Below are 18,261 nucleotides of genomic sequence, written 5' to 3'. Positions count from 1 at the left end.
GATCAGATCAGTTGAGCGGCAGCTGGGGGCTTGGATCTATTATGCCTTGTTATCTGTAACGGAGGTAGCGACCCGACGGCCTTCATCTGTCAGTTTGCAGATCAGCCAATCCGGTTTTATCGGGTTATCGAACCATGGTGCAGCCCATCCGTGATCGATGCAGCTTTTGACCGTTTTTTCACTAATCTGTTTGCCGTTGGTATCAAAAAGCGGCAGCTTTCCGCCAGGCTGGCTTAGGCCGCGGCGCAACCAATCGAGTTGTACCTGTGTCGGTTTCACCTGCTTTTCCCCGTCATAGCGCCTTCGGGCAGGATGTCGCGCCCGGTTGGCGTAATGTAATGACCAAGCTATATATTGCAGTTAAGTGTGACGGATAATCAACAGGGGAGCAATCATGATGACGAACGATCCCTTCGAGCAGAGCGATATGGTGTTTCTTTACGTGACGGTGCCAGATATGGAAGTCGCACGCGTGATCGCAGGTGGTGCCGTCCGAGAGCGATTTGCGGCCTGTGCAAACATTTTACCACGAATGGTCGCGGTCTATGAATGGGACGACGACATTGAGGAAGAAAATGAAATGATCGTCATTTTGAAAACAAGGTCTTCGGTGGCGAAGGACCTTGCCGGCTGGATCGCCGATCACCATCCATACGAGGTTCCTTGTATCCTTGAGATTCCCCTTGGCAGAGGAAACGCCCCGTACGTGAATTGGTTGCGAAATCAGGTTAATAAAGCAAAAGCCCCGAAGTGATTGCATAGGGGACACTGGGCCCCTAGGATGGCCGAAATTTTACATATTACGAAGTGACCAATGAACCAGCTTGCAAAATTGGCCCTTGAAATGGGGCCGCTCATTCTCTTTTTCGCTGTAAATGCAACAACCAATCTAATGACTGCTACCGCAGTTTTTGTGGCTGCCACTGTTGTGTCGCTGATCACTTCGTTTCTGGCTGCCAGAACGATTCCCGTAATGCCGTTGATTGGCGGGGTTTTTGTGATCGTGTTTGGCGGATTGACTCTTTATCTGGACAACGATCTGTTCATTAAAATCAAACCGACCATCGTCAATTTGCTTTTTGCGGCAATTCTGTTTGGCGGTTTGATGGCAGGAAAATTGTTTTTGAAGCTGGTTCTGGAAAGCGCGTTCAAGGCGACTGACGAAGGTTGGCGCATCCTGACCTGGCGTTGGAGCATATTCTTTATTGTCCTCGCCGTGATCAATGAAATCGTCTGGCGTAATTTCTCGACCGATACCTGGGTCGCCTTCAAAGTTTGGGGAATCATGCCTTTGACGATGGTATTCGGCATGGCACAAGTGCCGATATTGATGAAACATCAGTTGCCGGAAGAAGAGGGTGGCTCACCCGCAGCATAATCAGTTCAAGCTTAACGAATAAATATAAGGCCGTGAAACAAGTCCCGGCCTTTCACTTCATTTGTATGTGATTATTCGACTGGCAGGGCGATACTTACGACTGCCTGTGCCGCTATACCTTCCTCGCGACCAGTGAAGCCAAGACGCTCGGTCGTGGTCGCTTTGACATTGACCCGATCAACATCAATCCCCAGTATTTCCGAAACCTTTTCCCGCATGCCCCTGGTATGAGGTCCGATCTTTGGGCGTTCGCAAATCAGCGTGATATCCGCGTTGATGATGCGGCCACCTCGTTCGCGGATAAGTTTGACCGCATGATAAACAAACTGGTCGGATGCCGCACCTTTCCATTTCATGTCGGATGGCGGGAAATGCTGACCGATATCACCGGCACCAATCGCCCCAAGCAATGCATCTGTAAGGGTGTGCAATCCGACATCTGCATCGGAATGACCATCAAGACGTGCGGTGTGAGGCACAGATACCCCACACAAAATACAATGATCTCCCGGCGCAAAGCGATGAACATCAAAACCTGTGCCAACCCGAAACTCTTCGCGGATCATTTTCTTATTTTCTTTCTTTAAATTAGAACCAGTGTACAACCGGTCATGCGCACGATCCATATCGTCAGGGCGCGTAATTTTATCGTTTGCAACATTACCCTCGACACAGATTACATCAAGGCCAAGCTGCTCGAGAAGGGCCGCATCGTCGGTGAACTCCAATCCTTCAAATTGCTTGTGCGCTTCAAGAATTGTTGCGAAATGGAAGCCCTGTGGTGTCTGGGCGCGATGAAGTTGTGCGCGCGGAATTGTCTTTTCAATAAAGCCCGAAAGACCTGCTTGTTTTATGGTATCCATAACGGGCAAGGTCGGAATTGCACCAGAATGTTCTGACAACGCATTAACGACGCGCAAAATAACATCGTCGGAAATCCCGGGTCTTGCCGCATCATGTATGAGCACATAGTCCGGGTTTTCATCTGCCAGTGATCGCAATCCGTTCAGAACCGACTGTTGTCTTGTCAGGCCTCCGGCGATCGGTTCCGGCAGCGATAACCCGTTCATGGCGTCATCGTAGCGATCCCGATGGTCCGGATTATAAATCACCCGGATCATTTCAAGCGGCACAAGCTTTGCGAAACTCTCGATACAGTGCCGCAACAATGGCTTTCCGCCAAGCAGATGATATTGTTTTGGTATCGGGTCGCCAAATCTGCTACCGCTGCCTGCAGCAACGATGACAACTGCGATTTTTTTGGTCATAAACGTTCATGCCGTGACTTGTCTGAATTGCGCCGCAGGCTATCTTTCTGCGAAGACTTTGCCAAGTCGCCATTTGCCCGATCTTATGACGTAAACAGCTTCAGTCCGGATCCGAACATGCTCGCTGCCGTTCTTCACATTTTGTGCCTGTTGCCGTTGACCACGCAAATCATGCGGCGTGATCCTCAACGTGATGTCTGGCTGTTTACCTCGATTTGCATAGCGGCTTTGGGCACCGTTGTGGTTCTTGGATTAACCGGCGAAGAAGTGCAATCGCGCGGCTTTACAGCGGCTTTGCATTGGTCCGAGCTCTCGGTAATCCTGATTTTTGGCGGGCTTGTTATTTGCAAAGGGCCGAAACAGATATGGCGCCTTGCCGGTTATATCGGGGGATATCTTTTACTGTTTGGTGGAATTGCCGGGTTTTTCAATGTGTTCGAGCCGGTTTTCGACCCATCAGTATCAGAGCCGGTTCTTTATTCCGGTTGGCTATGGGTGCATATCGGAACGTCTCTAGTGACCTATGCACTCGTTACTTTGGCGGCAATAGCGGCAATGGCATATATCGTTCAGGAAAATGCCCTAAAGAACAGGCGGCCCAATCGCTGGAGCCGCCGCCTGCCGCCTTTGCGTGACAGTGAATATATGCTGGTTGGTTTTCTTAAATGGTCTGCTTGGGTTCTTGTTGTTGGCATTTTCACCGGTTTTGCACTACGTCAGGTCGAAGATCAGTCGCTTTTCTATCTTGATCACAAAATGCTTTTGACCCTGCTTGGCTTCGCTGTGATTTGTGCTCTGATCTTCATTCATGAAAAATCCACCTTGCGGGGCCGAATGGCAGTGCGATTTGTTCTTGGGGCGTGGCTTCTGCTTACGCTGGCATTCCCTGGGGTGCGATTTGTCAGTGGATATCTGATCGGTTGATCCGGGCCTATATATTCGACAATTCGCTTAGAGTTGTTGCAACGCGGCGCCAGTTTCATTAATCTGCCCAAGTTTTAGGCAATCGGATTTTCTTCATGTCTTTGCAGATCGGTTCTGTAACCGTGCCAGAGAATGTCATTCTGGCACCGATGTCAGGTGTGACTGACCTTCCTTTCCGGCAACAGGTGCGCCAGTTTGGCGGCCACCTTGTTGTGTCGGAAATGATTGCGTCTGATGCCATGACACGCATTCAGCGCCATCAGAAAGAAGTGCGCAAGATGCACGGTGATTGTGCAGCCGAGAGCCCGCTTTCCGTTCAGCTTGCCGGGACCGAACCCGATGAAATGGCTTTGGCCGCAAAGATGAATGAAGATCGCGGTGCGATGATCATCGATATTAATATGGGCTGTCCGGCAAAAAAAGTCACAAAGGGTTATGCCGGTTCGGCCCTGATGCGCGATGAAAAGCTTGCTGCGGATATCATAAAGGCAACCGTTGACGCTGTTTCCGTGCCTGTGACGCTCAAGATGCGTTTGGGGTGGGATGACGATAATCGTAATGCGCCGCGGCTGGCGAAAATTGCCGAGGAACTTGGCATTGCGATGTTGACCATTCATGGGCGCACGCGTTGTCAGTTTTACAAGGGTGATGCTGATTGGGGTGCAATTGGGCTGGTCAAACAGGCCGTATCGATCCCGGTCATTGGCAATGGCGATGTCAACAGAGAAGAAGACGCAGCAGAACTTCTGAAACGTTCTGGTGCTGACGGTGTCATGGTAGGACGCGGCGCACAAGGTCGACCGTGGTTTTTGGCGCAGGTTTCACATTACCTGAAAACAGGCACCAAACTGGCTGCACCGTCGCTTGATGTGCAGATGGAAACCATTCTGCGTCACTATGATGCGATGATTGATCATCACGGGCAGCAAGGCGTGCGGATCGCCAGAAAGCATCTGGCTTGGTACTGCAACAGCTTGCGCAATGCGACGGAATTTCGCCGTGTTATTAACCAGTTAAGTGATCCATCTGAAGTCAGGAGTCAAATCAGGGCTTTCTATGAGCCACTGATTGAGAATACCGAAAACCAGGCTGCTGCCTGAGAATAACAAGAACCAAATAGCTATTTTATCGGGGAAACTTTGAATGAGACTTGGATTTGGCAAAGGGAACGGGGTAGATCCGACTGGCGTGCTTAATGCAATTGCCAGTGCGGTTATCGTTTCTGATCGGGATGGCAAAATCCGCTTCGTCAATCAGGCGACGGAACAGCTGTTCAATACCAGCGCCGCCGTCCTCTGCCGCAGCAATCTCAAGGATTTCATTCCAGGTGACAGCCCGGTTTTTTCTCTTATCACTCAGGCAATTGACGAAGCGACCCTCGTGGCTGATCATAATCTTCTGATCGAAAGCCCGAAAATTGGCAAACATACAGTAAACCTGACCGTGGGTTCGATGCCAGATGAACCCGACTGTGCCGTTTTGACATTCGAGCCGCGCTCTATCGCGCAAAAGATTGATAATCAGCTGTTGAGCCGGAACTCAGCCCGCTCGGTAAGTGCAATGGCGGCAATCCTTGCACACGAGATCAAAAACCCGCTTTCGGGTATCCGTGGTGCGGCTCAATTGCTTGAGCAGACCTCAAACGAGGACGACAGGGTCCTGACGCGTCTGATCTGTGACGAGGCAGATCGTATTGTCGACCTTGTTGATCGTATGGAAATCTTTTCTGATAAACCGATGGAACGCGGTGCAGTCAATATCCATACCGTGCTTGAACATGTCCGCAGGCTAGCCGAAAACGGCTTTGGCAAACATCTGGCATTCGAAGAAATCTATGACCCATCGCTGCCACCGGTTTTCGGGAATAGGGATCAGCTTATTCAGGTGTTTTTGAACCTTTTGAAGAATGCGGGCGAAGCCGTTGATCATGATAGAGGTCATATTGTGATATCGACCCGCTATCAGCACGGTGTTCGCCTTGCTGTTGCAGGCGGTGATGCACGTGTGCATTTGCCGTTGGTCGTGTCTGTACGTGACAACGGACCAGGAATTGCACCCGACATGCGCGAAAGCCTGTTTGACCCGTTCGTAACAACAAAACCAACCGGCTCAGGATTGGGGTTGGCCTTGGTGGCCAAGATTATCAATGACCACGGTGGTGTGATTGAGGTTAAAGATGCACCGGGGGGCGGTGCCGAATTCCAGATCATGCTGCCAATCTATAACCGCACGCTGGCTGAAGATGTCGGTGCGGGCAATATAATTAAGAACAAGGAAGAAACCGTATGAGCCCGAGCCCGGCCAGAATTCTTGTTGCTGATGACGACCGTGCAATCCGTACCGTTCTGACACAGGCTTTGTCGCGTCAGGGTCATGAGGTGCGAAGCACCGGTCACGGACGGACCTTGTGGGACTGGATCGCTGACGGGGATGGCGATCTGGTAATCACAGACGTGATGATGCCGGACGAAAACGGGCTCGACATGGTTCCGCGTATCCGCAAACTGCGTCCGGACTTGCGTGTGATCGTCATGAGCGCGCAAAACACTCTGATGACAGCGGTAAAAGCAGCCCAGAGAGGGGCTTTTGAGTATCTTCCAAAACCGTTTGATTTGAATGAGTTGATAAGCATCGTTGATCGGGCACTCGAAACGCCACAGGCTGATGAGAATGCCAAATCCTCTGATGATGAAGGGGATGATCGTCTGCCTCTGATCGGTCGATCATCGGCGATGCAGGAAATTTACCGTGCTCTCGCCCGTCTGATGAACACCGACCTTACCGTCATGGTGACAGGAGAAAGTGGCACCGGTAAAGAGTTGGTGGCTCGTGCGCTGCACGAATATGGCGGACGTCGCCACGGCCCGTTCGTTGCCATCAACATGGCGGCCATTCCGCGCGAGCTTATCGAAAGTGAGCTTTTTGGCCATGAAAAAGGGGCCTTTACCGGAGCTAACGAGCGCAAGGTAGGCCGGTTTGAACAGGCTGAGGGCGGAACGCTATTTCTTGATGAAATAGGTGACATGCCGCTTGAGGCACAGACCCGATTACTGCGTGTCTTGCAGGAAGGTGAATATACCCGTGTTGGCGGGCGCACACCGATCCGTGTGAATGTCCGCATCGTTGCTGCAACCCACAGGGATCTGCGCAAGCTGATCCGCGAAGGCACCTTCCGCGAAGATTTGTTCTATCGTCTTAATGTCGTTCCAATCCGGCTACCGTCATTGCGTGAAAGGCTGGAAGACATTCCCGAGTTGGTCAATCACTTCCTCATGCAGGCCAGTGAAGAGGGGTTGCCTCGCAAGACACTTTCAGCCGAGGCCATGGCGCGCTTAAAATCCCATCGATGGCCTGGAAATATACGCGAACTGGAAAATATGGTTCGCCGTTTGACTGCGCTCTATTCGCATGACGTGATTGGCGTCGATGTTATCGAAACGGAGTTTTCGGAAAACAGCATCAGTGAAGCCGCACCGGTTGGGGAACCGCAGTCTCTAGCGGAATCGATCGAACGTCATGTTCGCGAATACTACGATGCCCATGACGAAGACCTTCCTTCAAGCGGCCTGTATGATCGTATATTGCGCGAAATGGAACGTCCGTTGCTGACTGTTACACTGGAAGCTACCCGTGGTAATCAGGTGAAAGCGGCCGAGGTTCTGGGACTTAACCGGAATACATTGCGCAAGAAAATCCGCGATCTCGGACTGGAAGTCGTCAGGGGCGCAAAATGACCGAAGCCGGACGACCCGTCACCAGTCGTCTGATGCGTTCAGGATTTGTCAGATTTCTGGGTCGATTAAGCCAGTCGCGCAAGTTTGCGATTGGTCTGGTCTGTGCCGGGCTTATATCGGTTCTGGCGACCTATCTTGCCATGACTGGTACTGCTCCACTGCGGCCGGAACCACGTCTGATCATCCTGCTGTTAAACATTGATCTTATTCTTGTTTTGGCGCTTGCCACACTGGTTGCGCGCAAGCTGGTTCAGATTTGGGCGGAACGACGGCGTGGCACGGCCGGTGCCAAGCTTCACACAAGAATGGTTCTACTGTTCTCGCTGGTGGCGGTGACCCCAGCCATTATCGTTGCTATTTTTTCCGCATTGTTTCTGCATTTCGGTATTCAGGGATGGTTCAGTGATCGAATCAGAACTGCCGTCGAAGAAAGCATGGTCATTGCAGAGGCATATCTGAAAGAACATCAGGAGCTTATCCGGGCCGATGTTCTGGCAACGGCCAATGATCTTCAACGTCTTGGCGTCAATTTTGCGACAGACAGAGAGCGCATCAACCGAATACTGACGGCTCAGGCCGATGCCCGCGGATTGCCGGAAGCCGTGATAATTGACGGAAGCGGCGCCGTACTTGCGCAATCCGACTACAGTTTTTCCTACGATCCGGTCCTGTCACCAATTCCACAGGAAGTCTATGATCGGGCGCGAAACAACGATGTTGTTCTGCTTTTGGGGAATACGGACAACCGTATTCGCGCCATGGCGCATCTCGACAGTTTCATTGACGGGTATCTTCTGGTCGGCCGGTTTGTTGATCCCAATGTTCTTGAACGTATCGACAAGGCCAGAAAGGCGGTAACTGCGTACGAAAACCTTGAAGGTGAACGGTCCGGGATTGTCATCACCTTCGTGATGATTTTCGTGCTGATTGCCGTTGTCTTGCTTCTGGCAGCAGTGACTTTGGGGCTTATGGTTGCAACACGCTTGGTCGAACCGATTTCCCAATTGATTGTGGGGGCAGAAAAGGTCCGTGACGGCGATTTGACCTTCCGTGTTCCGCTTGCAGGTCAGGAAGACGAACTTGAAGCACTAACCCGTGCTTTCAACCGCATGACATCCCAGCTTGATACGCAGCGTACCGAGCTGGTCGCGGCCAATCGACTGAATGACGAGCGCCGCCGGTTTACCGAGGCAATTCTGGGTGGTGTGACTGCCGGTGTGATCGGGCTTGATGCAGAATGCCACATCAATCTGCCAAACCGCAGTGCTTCCGACCTTATGGGGATTGATCTTGACGGGGCTATCGGGCAGTCAATTTGCGAGGTAATCCCGGAATTCTCCGAACTTTTCGAAGACTTGCACAAGGAAGGCGATCGAAGCAGATCGCGGCAGATTGAAATCCGACGGGATGGTTTGGCCCTGATGCTTTTGGCGAGGGTAACGGTCGAGCGCGCGGAGGACCGGTCTATTTTCGGTTATGTTGTGACTTTTGACGATGTAACGGAACTTCAGACCGCGCAGCGTATGGCTGCCTGGGCCGACGTTGCGCGCCGCATCGCGCACGAAATCAAAAACCCACTGACACCGATACAATTATCGGCAGAGCGTTTAAAGCGTCGATATCTCAAGGAAATTCAAAGCGATACCGAAGTGTTTAAAACCTGTACCGACACGATTATTCGTCAAGTCGGAGACATCGGACGTATGGTCGACGAATTCTCAAGTTTTGCGAGAATGCCATCACCGAAGATGAAATCTGAAAAGATTGTTGATCTGGTCAAAAGTGCGGTATTCCTTCAAAAGCAGGCCTACAATAAAATAACGTATGATTTCGATCCGAAAGCAGGCCGTGATATTGAAGTTTCATGCGATGCTCGACAGGTCAATCAGTGCCTAACCAATACCCTTAAAAATGCCGCTGAGGCGATTGACGGACGTGAAGGGGACGAAAGCGAATTGCCGCCGGGCCGTATTGAAATTTCTGTGACACGCTCTGATGAACATCAACGCATCTACGTTACGGTCTCCGATAATGGCAAAGGTTTGCCCGTTGAAAATCGTGAGAGACTAACCGAACCCTACGTAACAACGCGGTCAAAAGGTACTGGTCTGGGGCTTGCAATCGTCAAGAAAATCATGGAAGACCATGGCGGAGAGCTTATACTTGCTGACGGTGTTGAGAGCGGAGCAACGGTTACACTGGCCTTTCCAGTCGCAGGTAAGCATATAACTGCAGAAGAAACTGCAGATAGCACCTCTTTGAACAACTGATCCTGTTGTTTCATCAGCAATAATTTTAGATACGGGCATATTGGTCACGACATGGCGCACGATATTCTGATCGTCGATGATGAAGAAGATATCCGGGCACTGATCGCCGGAATCCTCGAAGACGAAGGGCACAAAACCCGACAGGCAGGTTCAAGCCAGGAAGCGTTGTCAGAGGTTGCCGCACGGCGGCCGAGTCTGGTGATTCTTGATATCTGGATGGACGAAAGCGATCACGATGGTATCGAGACTCTGAAACTGATCAAGCGTGAACATAGTGAAGTGCCTGTCGTCATGATTTCGGGACATGGCAACATCGAAACGGCACTGGAAGCGTCACGTAACGGTGCATATGATTTCATTGAGAAGCCATTCAATACGGATCGGCTGTTGCTGGTCGTCGAACGCGCAATCGACGATGCCCGCCTGCGCCGGGAGAACCGCGAACTGACCATGCGGGCAGGGGGAGACACCGAACTGGTTGGTTGTTCTTCTGTCATTAATGGATTGCGCCAGGCGATTGACCGTGTGGCCCGCACTGGAAGCCGAATTTTGATTTCGGGCCCGGCGGGTTCGGGAAAGGAAGTCGTTGCGCGTCTGATCCACAAAAATTCTGCCCGTGCCGAAGCACCTTTTGTTGTTTTGAATTGCGCGAATATTTCGCCCGGTACAATGGAAGAATCACTGTTTGGTGCCGTCGCTGCGGCCAATCGGGAAGCACGTACAGGTGTGCTGGAACTCGCACATGGTGGAACCTTGCTGCTTGATGAAGTGGCAGATATGCCATTGGAAACGCAGGGTAAAATCGTTCGCGTTCTGCAGGAGCAGACATTCGAGCGCGTCGGTGGCTCTGTGCCCGTTAGCGTGGATGTACGCGTTATTGCAACAACCGCGCGAGATCTGGAAGAAAGGATTGCGGAGCAGCGGTTTCGTCAGGACTTGTACTATCGCCTGAATGTCGTGCCGTTGCAGGTTCCGTCCCTGCAGCAGCGTCGTGACGATATCCCTGACCTCGCAGAATGGTTTCTTGTACGCTATGCAGAGGCAACCGGGCTCCCAAAACGCAAGCTTTCCGCAGAAGCACTCGCCGCATTGCATTCATACGACTGGCCCGGGAATGTTCGGCAATTGCGCAACGTAATCGAACGTCTGATGATCATGATGGCACCAGATGACAGTACGGATGTCATCAGTGGCAAAATGCTGCCATCTGAGTTGTTTGAAGATGTTCCGGTATCTTTGAATTTTGATAAAACCAGTGAAATCATGGCATTGCCTCTACGCGAAGCCCGCGAGATGTTCGAAAAGGAATATCTTCAAACGCAGGTGGAACGTTTTGGCGGGAATATTTCCAAAACTGCAAGCTTTGTCGGTATGGAACGTTCTGCCTTGCATCGAAAACTCAAAAGTCTGGGCGTGAATGGGGAGCGTGCGGAATAATCCGCCATCGCGATCCGGAGCTTTTGAACGGGAGACGAAACAATGAAGGTCATCATTTGCGGCGCCGGGCAGGTGGGCTTCCACATTGCCAAATATCTTGCTGCAGAAAACAATGATGTGACAGTTATCGACCAGTCGGAAGAACTTGTTCGCAAGATTTCCGATACGTTGGAAGTCAAAGGCATCATTGGCTTTGGATCGCATCCTGACGTTTTACAGCAAGCTGGTGCCGATGAAGCTGACATGCTGATCGCCGTGACCTTTGCCGATGAAGTCAACATGACGGCTTGTCAGGTTGCTCATTCCCTGTTCAATGTACCGACAAAAATTGCCCGAATTCGCAGTCAGACCTATCTGCAACCGGAATGGGCCAGCTTGTTCGGCCGTGAAAAGCTGCCGATTGATGTGGTCATTTCGCCGGAAATGGAAGTGGCCCGTGCTGTCGCACGTCGTTTGCGCGCGCCGGGCGCCTTTGACATGATCCCGTTTGCGGATGACAAGGTCAAAATTCTTGGGCTGAGGTGCAATGAAGATTGCCCGGTAATCAATACGCCACTTCGGCAATTACACCAGCTTTTCCCTGATTTGAATATTTCGATCCTTGGGATGATCCGCAATGACAAGCCGGTTTATCCCAAGGGTGATGATCAGATGCTGGCAGGCGATCTGGTCTATCTGGCCGTATCCAGCGATCAGGTGGATCGTGCAATGTCGGCCTTTGGTCACGAAGATCCTGAAGCGCGACGGATTGTGATATTCGGTGGCGGCAACATTGCGCTGTTTCTTGCCGAGGAAATCAATCAGAATTTCCCCGGTGTAACCACGCGTCTGATCGAGGCTGATCCGGAACGTGCCCGTTTCGTTGCACAGAAATTACCGAAGAAAAGCGTGGTTCTGCGCGGTGACGTGCTTGATCCAGAACTGCTGGAAGAAGCAAATGTCGGAAACGCAGAAGCCGTTGTGGCACTGACCAACGATGATGAAACCAATATACTGTCGTCACTTCTGGCGAAGCGGTACGGCTGCCCGCGAGCACTGACCCTGATCAACAAGAGCACTTATACGTCGCTGGTGTCGGAACTTGGCGTTGACGTTGTTATCAGCCCGCGTATGACAACAGTTTCGACCATTTTGCATCATGTACGACGTGGTCGAATTCGTGCTGTGCACAGTCTTTCCGAGGGATTTGGAGAGGTTCTGGAAGCCGAAGCACTTGAGACAGCGCCGATTGTAGGCAAGGCTATCAAGGATATCGCCATGCCCGCAGGCGTGGTTTTTGGGGCCATCCTCCGAGATGATGAAGTGGTTATGCCACGTGCAAACACTGTAATCGAGGCCAATGACCGGATTGTCGTCTTTGCTGGTTCGGAACAGATCAAGAAAGTCGAGAAGATGTTCGCTGTTCGACTTGAATATTTCTAAAAAAACAGCGGTGAGGAAAACATTCCTTGCACGAATGAAACCGACTTTGATGCGCGGATATTTCTATGTCAGATAAAATGCTTCTTCCTCCTAAGGCGGTTATTTTTGATTGGGACAACACGCTTGTTGATAGCTGGGAAACCATTCAGGCAGCGCTTAATCTGACATTTGATGATTTTGGCAAAGAACGTTGGAATTTGGCCGAGACCAAAACGCGTGTAGCACGCTCGTTGCGTGACAGCTTTCCAACCTTGTTTGGCGATGATCTCTGGGAGGAAGCCAAAGACAGGTTCTATGCCCATTTCAAGGCAATTCATCTTGAAACCCTGACCCCGCTGACGGGGGCCTATGATCTGTTAATGGCACTTCGTGAACAGGGGACTTATCTCGGGGTGGTTAGCAACAAGAACGGAAATTTCCTGCGTTCCGAAGTTGCCCATCTTGACTGGGGCCATTTTTTTGGTGGCGTTGTCGGAGCGACAGATGCCCAAAATGACAAACCGGCGGCTGATCCAGTACATCTGGCCATGGGCGACTCTGCTGCGGCGCAATATGAGAATCTGTGGTTTGTTGGTGATAGTGTTGTCGATATTCAGTGTGCGCGGAATGTTGGTGCGACGGCGATATTGATCGGAGACGAAATTACCGGTCACGGGGATGCCACGAATTCCGCGAACTCTTAGCCCAGATTGGCATTTCCCCGATTGCGAAGCGCTTGTAAGGCTTGTAAAAAGCTTTGCGAAAGTCTTATAGTTCAGTCAGGTCATAAAAATGGGGCCGGAGCCGTAACAGACAGAAAAGTCATCGGTTCTGCATTTTCCTTGACCACCCGAAACGATAAAAACGCTCATAAAAGAAGGCTAGGTCTAACCAATGGCGGAAAAATCACAAAATGTTCAGGACGTATTCCTGAATTATTGCCGTAAAAACAAAACGCCGGTTACCGTGTTTCTGGTCAACGGAGTCAAATTGCAGGGCATCATTACCTGGTTTGACAATTTCTCAGTTTTGCTGCGGCGCGATGCTCACACCCAGCTCGTTTACAAACATGCGATTTCGACAGTAATGCCGACGACGCCGATTAAACTGTTTGATCCGAGCCAGCCTGCGGACGAAGAAAATAGCTGACGAATCTCTGACTGCGGGGGCTAACGGCGAAGATGACAGCCCCCGGGTCCTCGTTTTCCATCCGGAACTTAAACGTGCGGATCAGGCTGGATCCTGGCGCGACGCGTCGTCGCGACTGGAAGAAGCCGTCAGCCTGACCGGCGCACTGGATTTTGATGTAGTGGGCGCAGATGTTGTGCCCATTGCGAAAACACGACCGGCAACCCTGTTCGGGACTGGTGTGGTCGAGCGTCTGGGCAATCAGATCAAAGCCGAAGAAGCCGACATTGTTATGATCAATGGTCAGCTTTCCCCGATCCAGCAGCGTAATCTGGAGCGTGAATGGAAATGCAAGGTCATCGACCGGACGGGCCTTATCCTCGAAATCTTTGCCGACCGTGCGCGCACCCGCGAGGGGCGATTGCAGGTTCAACTGGCGTTGCTAAGCTATCAGAAGTCTCGTCTGGTTCGGACATGGACACACCTTGAACGTCAGCGCGGCGGTCGTGGCTTCCTTGCCGGTCCGGGTGAACGTCAGATCGAAATCGACCGTCGATTGATTGGAGACAAGCTCGCAAAGCTCCGCCGCGAACTGGAAGAAGTCAAACGGACGCGTGAACTTCACCGCGAAGCGCGCCGTCGGGTCCCTTATCCGATTGTGGCGCTTGTCGGGTACACCAACGCAGGAAAATCAACACTGTTCAATCAATTAACGGTGTCTGATGTTTTTGCCGAAGACATGTTGTTTGCAACGCTTGATCCGACCATGCGTGGATTGGAGCTGCCAAGCGGTCGAAAGGTCATCCTGTCTGATACCGTGGGATTCGTTTCGGACCTGCCTCATGATCTTGTGGCCGCATTCCGGGCCACGCTTGAAGAAGTTCTTGAAGCCGATCTGATCGTGCATGTTCGCGACGCGTCTTCGCACGAAGCGGAGGCCCAAAAGCTTGATGTTCTTGAAGTTCTTAAAGCATTGGGACTGCAAAAAGCGATTGATGGCGAAGAACTGGTAGAAGCGCTGAATAAATGCGATCAGCTTGAAGGCGAAGACCTGACAGCGGTACAGGAATATTCATCGCGAAACGCCAACACAATCGCGATTTCCGCGATCAAAGGCACGAACTGCGATGCCTTGCTGGCATTGATCGAAGATCGTCTAACCGAGGATATGCCGATTTTCGAAGTGCTTGTTCCTTATTCGGACGGAAAGGCACTGGCACGGCTGTATGAGCAAGGAGAAGTCCTGAAGCGTCTGGATGGTGAGAATGGTATTTCGGTGCAGGTTCGCATTGATGATAGTCGCGTCGGTCGTTTTGAAGACTGGTGTGCAAAATCCGGGTTCGATCCTCACCTCGTATAGGCAGGATCGAACCCCTAATTAAAACTGGAAAGGAACAAAGCGTGCGCAGCGTCGATATGGATAAGATTACCGAAATTATCCGCGAAGTATCGGCCGAGGAAATAGCACCACGCTTTGGCCAGTTGGAAGAAAGCGATATCGATACCAAGAGCCATGCCATGGACCTGGTGACAATCGCCGATACGGAGGCAGAACGGGTTCTGACAAGACGTTTTTGCGACCTTTTGCCTGGCAGTGTTGCGCTGGGTGAAGAGGCGGCCCACGCCGATCCAAAATTACCAGAACGTGTATTTTCCAATAATGCACCGGTCTGGATCATCGACCCTGTCGACGGGACCAAGAATTTTGCACATCATCGTCAGCCGTTTCGGTGCATGGTTGCCCTTTATCATGGCGATGAAACCGTCGCGGCCTGGATCATTGATCCAATTGAAGGTTCGGCAACAGTCGCGGAGAAAGGGGCAGGGACGCTCCATAACGGCACCCCTGTGCATGTTCGCTCAAACATTCAAGTGGCAAAAGATGCCAAGGGTTTCCTGATCTCGTTTGCCCGTGACCGTATCCGCAGGCATTACGGACATCTCGATTTCTTTGACGAGGTTGCCCACTATTCTTGCTGTGGGGCCGAATATCAGGAAATTGCCCAAGGGCTTTTTGACTTCTGTGCCTATCGCAACCTGAAACCATGGGATCATGCCCCCGGAACCTTGCTGGTGCGTGAGGCGGGTGGTGTTGCCAAATATATCACCGCAGCAGGATCAGATGAATATCACGCCAATGGCAATGCACCTGGGTTACTATGTGCATCATCGCCGGAACTTTGGGCAGAAATGAACGAGATTCTGCTACCTTTGTTCGGATAGCATCGCCTTTTTATCCTTCAGCCGTTATTGCGCTCTGCCTTTTTGGCCTCATTCCATAGCGCATCCATTTCTTCCAGATCGGATTGGCTTGCACTTCGCCCATCACGGGCCAATTCGTTTTCGATGAAATGAAAACGGCGTGTGAATTTGTGGTTAGCGCGACGCAACGCGACTTCCGGGTCAACGCCCAGCTTGCGTGCCAGATTTGCCATGACAAACAGCATATCGCCAAGTTCGTCTTCAATCCGGTCGTGATTGGGGTTTTCGGTCAGTTCCGCCTGCAGCTCGCCGATTTCTTCGTGCAGCTTGTCAAAAACCTCGTCTGGAGAGGGCCAGTCAAATCCGACGCGCGCGGCCCGTTTTGTAAGCTTCTCGGCTCGCATCAGTGCGGGCAGGGCGCTTGCTACACCATCAAGAGCACTATGGCGTTCATGCCCTTTCGTCTCGGCCTTTTCTGCGCGCTCTGCGGCCTTGATCTTTTCCCAGGTCTGATTGACGCCATCGGTGGTTTTGGCGTCACCATCACCAAACACATGCGGATGACGGACAATCATCTTTGATACAATGCTGTTTGCAACATCTTCGAAAGTGAAATGGCCTTCTTCAGATGCCATTTGCGAATGAAAGACGACTTGCAGCAGCAGGTCGCCGAGTTCTTCGCGTAATTCGTTCATATCATTCTGGGCTATCGCATCAGCGACTTCATAGGCTTCCTCAATAGTGTAGGGGGCAATGGTCGCAAAGTTTTGCTCCAGATCCCAGGGACAACCTCCATCCGGGTCACGCAACCTTGCCATGACATCCAGTAATGCATTGATTGCCTTGCTATTATGATCGGTCATATTTCTTTTGCCCCGGTGTCATTGGCATGTGATTGGTGTTCTGTCCTAACGTGCCTGATCCTGTCTGGCAAGCCGCCCGATATAGCAAAACAAAACCCGCCAGCAGATACGCTGGCGGGTTTTGCTATTTGATAGAGAATAAACGTAATCAGGCAGCAGCAAGCTCTTCGGCTCTGTCGGAGCTTTTATCGTCAGATTTGCTTTTCTTGCCTTCGATAAGGCCGCGATGCAGTGCCTTGATTGCCTTGTTGAAGTCGCCTTCGGCAACCACGAACTGCAGATCGACCCTGCGGCTAGGATAATGGCTTGCCACAAGTTCGATGCCGTCTGCATCCAGAATGCTAACCGCACGGGCAAACAGGCCGGGTTGATCAATGTTCGCACCAATTACGGAAACAATCGCCACCTTACGTGTCTTTACACTGGCTTCGGGTTGTTTCGCCTCAATCTCGTCGACACAGCGACGGATTTGTTTGAGCGGGGCTGACACATAATGCGTAATCGTATTTGCATTAAGGTTTTTGGTGACAGTGGGAACCCTGAAACGCTTCAGAACGCTTAGAATGGTCTCTTCACCACCAGCAACACCAACCATGTCCTGATTGAAAACCTCGATCTCGAATGCCGTCGGCACACCGGTCACGATTTCCACACGGCTGTCATCCGGATCCCAATGATCGTCAATTACAGTTCCCGGATGTTCCGGTTCAAACGTATTGGCGATCCGCAGCGGAATGTCATTCTGACGCAGCCCCTTGGCTGCACGCGGATGAATGGCTTCCATCCCCATATTCGACAGCTGATCGGCGACGTCATAACTGGTGCGACCAATCGGACGCACGGCATCCTCGCCAACGATACGTGGATCCGCACTCGACAGGTGGAACTCCTTGTGAATGATTGCTTCGCGCGCCTGCGTCAGGCAGGCGATACGAGAAAATGTCACTTCACTATAGCCGCGGCCATAAATGCTCATCAGACCTTCGCTGCACTGGGCATATCCTGTGGCAATCGGAAGCTGCTTGGAAATATCGATATCGGAAAATACCTTTTCGATACGACCATCAAGCGTCGATGCTTCCGGCTCGCGCCAGCCCGAAAGGTCGGCAAAGACCGCGTTCACCCCCTTGGCACGGAGCAGCAGCATTGTATTGTGCGCGCTATGTGATTCACCGATCGCGCTCAGCATCTCACGTACCGTCAGCAAGTGCTTTTCAAGCTTGAAATGCCCAAAACTGCAAAGGCGGTGCAAATCCATCAGGCAACTGCGTGTGCCCTCGATACGTTCCTGAACAAAGGCGTTGGCCAATTTAAGTTCAGGCGCATCACCAAAGATTTCTTCGTTAATAGCACACATCTTCTCAGAAACCTTGGTCAGGGCATCACCCCATGCCCAATCGGTTTCCGAGCCCGCATAAAGTTGATAAACGCCAGCTTCGCCGGTTTTCTTGTTTTCCAGCAGCATGTCGGTAAAACCGCCATAAGCCGAAACCACAAAAACGCGGTTATAAAGTTCGCTGTCGCTGCGATTGCCGACAAGGATATTGTCCATCACGGCACTGACCTGCGACATCGACGTTCCGCCGATCTTATGAACGCTATGCCCAGCGTCCGTTTTTGCGGCAGTCTTTTTCTGGGCTGAAAGCATGGTGCCTC

17 protein-coding genes are annotated in these 18,261 nt (G+C 51.6%); 13 read left to right on the top strand and 4 right to left on the bottom strand.

Annotated elements, in window-relative coordinates:
- Positions 1 to 39: 39 nt before the first annotated feature.
- The gene (locus R1T41_RS18465) at positions 40 to 279 is read right to left on the bottom strand and encodes a hypothetical protein (RefSeq protein WP_062958505.1); all 240 of its coding nucleotides are present in this window, start codon (positions 277 to 279) and stop codon (positions 40 to 42) included.
- A gap of 115 nt (positions 280 to 394) precedes the next feature.
- Here R1T41_RS18465 and cutA point away from each other — a divergent pair, with 115 nt between their 5' ends.
- Positions 395 to 754 carry a divalent-cation tolerance protein CutA gene (gene cutA / locus R1T41_RS18460; RefSeq protein ID WP_317338451.1) on the top strand — a complete coding sequence of 120 codons (360 nt, stop codon included), beginning with the start codon at positions 395 to 397 and terminating at the stop codon, positions 752 to 754.
- 60 nt (positions 755 to 814) lie between these two features.
- Entirely contained in the window at positions 815 to 1,378 is a 564-nt protein-coding gene (locus R1T41_RS18455) for a septation protein A (protein WP_317338450.1), read from the top strand.
- A 71-nt stretch (positions 1,379 to 1,449) separates the two neighbouring features.
- On the opposite strand, the gene R1T41_RS18450 is transcribed toward R1T41_RS18455, so the two are convergent.
- Positions 1,450 to 2,646, bottom strand: a complete 1,197-nt coding sequence (locus tag R1T41_RS18450) for a bifunctional 2-C-methyl-D-erythritol 4-phosphate cytidylyltransferase/2-C-methyl-D-erythritol 2,4-cyclodiphosphate synthase (RefSeq protein ID WP_317338447.1) — start codon at positions 2,644 to 2,646, stop codon at positions 1,450 to 1,452.
- A 117-nt stretch (positions 2,647 to 2,763) separates the two neighbouring features.
- On the opposite strand from R1T41_RS18450, the gene R1T41_RS18445 reads away from it, so the two are divergent.
- From R1T41_RS18445 to R1T41_RS18395, 11 genes are all read left to right on the top strand, one after another.
- Complete coding sequence (locus R1T41_RS18445; RefSeq protein ID WP_062948812.1) at positions 2,764 to 3,570, top strand: inner membrane protein YpjD; 807 nt, start codon at positions 2,764 to 2,766, stop codon at positions 3,568 to 3,570.
- A 95-nt stretch (positions 3,571 to 3,665) separates the two neighbouring features.
- Complete coding sequence (gene dusB, locus R1T41_RS18440) at positions 3,666 to 4,670, top strand: tRNA dihydrouridine synthase DusB (protein ID WP_209222071.1); 1,005 nt, start codon at positions 3,666 to 3,668, stop codon at positions 4,668 to 4,670.
- 43 nt (positions 4,671 to 4,713) lie between these two features.
- On the top strand, positions 4,714 to 5,859 hold the full coding sequence (locus R1T41_RS18435; protein WP_317338442.1) for a two-component system sensor histidine kinase NtrB: 1,146 nt from the start codon (positions 4,714 to 4,716) through the stop codon (positions 5,857 to 5,859).
- The gene (gene ntrC / locus R1T41_RS18430) at positions 5,856 to 7,304 is read left to right on the top strand and encodes a nitrogen regulation protein NR(I) (RefSeq protein WP_317338440.1); all 1,449 of its coding nucleotides are present in this window, start codon (positions 5,856 to 5,858) and stop codon (positions 7,302 to 7,304) included. Before R1T41_RS18435 ends, ntrC begins: the two co-directional genes overlap by 4 nt.
- Positions 7,301 to 9,574, top strand: coding sequence for a PAS domain-containing sensor histidine kinase (locus tag R1T41_RS18425; RefSeq protein WP_317338437.1), 2,274 nt, complete (start codon positions 7,301 to 7,303; stop codon positions 9,572 to 9,574). Before ntrC ends, R1T41_RS18425 begins: the two co-directional genes overlap by 4 nt.
- Positions 9,575 to 9,625: 51 nt before the next feature.
- A complete protein-coding gene (locus R1T41_RS18420; protein ID WP_317338435.1) occupies positions 9,626 to 11,011 on the top strand; it encodes a sigma-54 dependent transcriptional regulator in 1,386 nt (461 codons plus the stop codon).
- A gap of 42 nt (positions 11,012 to 11,053) precedes the next feature.
- Positions 11,054 to 12,433: a Trk system potassium transporter TrkA gene (trkA, locus tag R1T41_RS18415; protein WP_062948822.1), complete on the top strand. Its 1,380-nt coding sequence runs from the start codon at positions 11,054 to 11,056 to the stop codon at positions 12,431 to 12,433.
- A gap of 65 nt (positions 12,434 to 12,498) precedes the next feature.
- Positions 12,499 to 13,116, top strand: coding sequence for an HAD family hydrolase (locus tag R1T41_RS18410; protein ID WP_317338432.1), 618 nt, complete (start codon positions 12,499 to 12,501; stop codon positions 13,114 to 13,116).
- A gap of 190 nt (positions 13,117 to 13,306) precedes the next feature.
- The gene (gene hfq, locus R1T41_RS18405) at positions 13,307 to 13,561 is read left to right on the top strand and encodes an RNA chaperone Hfq (protein WP_062948826.1); all 255 of its coding nucleotides are present in this window, start codon (positions 13,307 to 13,309) and stop codon (positions 13,559 to 13,561) included.
- Positions 13,524 to 14,900 carry a GTPase HflX gene (gene hflX / locus R1T41_RS18400; RefSeq protein WP_317338428.1) on the top strand — a complete coding sequence of 459 codons (1,377 nt, stop codon included), beginning with the start codon at positions 13,524 to 13,526 and terminating at the stop codon, positions 14,898 to 14,900. The genes hfq and hflX overlap by 38 nt, the downstream gene beginning before the upstream one ends.
- A 56-nt stretch (positions 14,901 to 14,956) precedes the next feature.
- Positions 14,957 to 15,763 carry an inositol monophosphatase gene (locus tag R1T41_RS18395; RefSeq protein WP_317338426.1) on the top strand — a complete coding sequence of 269 codons (807 nt, stop codon included), beginning with the start codon at positions 14,957 to 14,959 and terminating at the stop codon, positions 15,761 to 15,763.
- Positions 15,764 to 15,780: 17 nt separating this feature from the next.
- Here the strand turns inward: R1T41_RS18395 and mazG are convergent, their stop codons facing one another.
- A complete protein-coding gene (gene mazG, locus R1T41_RS18390; RefSeq protein WP_317338424.1) occupies positions 15,781 to 16,605 on the bottom strand; it encodes a nucleoside triphosphate pyrophosphohydrolase in 825 nt (274 codons plus the stop codon).
- 148 nt (positions 16,606 to 16,753) lie between these two features.
- Positions 16,754 to 18,253, bottom strand: coding sequence for an aspartate kinase (locus R1T41_RS18385; protein WP_062958514.1), 1,500 nt, complete (start codon positions 18,251 to 18,253; stop codon positions 16,754 to 16,756).
- Positions 18,254 to 18,261: the final 8 nt, after the last annotated feature.

This window comes from Thalassospira lucentensis, assembly GCF_032921865.1.
Classification (GTDB): domain Bacteria; phylum Pseudomonadota; class Alphaproteobacteria; order Rhodospirillales; family Thalassospiraceae; genus Thalassospira; species Thalassospira lucentensis_A.
Note: the sequence above shows the minus strand (reverse complement) of the source record. Positions and strands in the feature narration are given on the sequence as shown.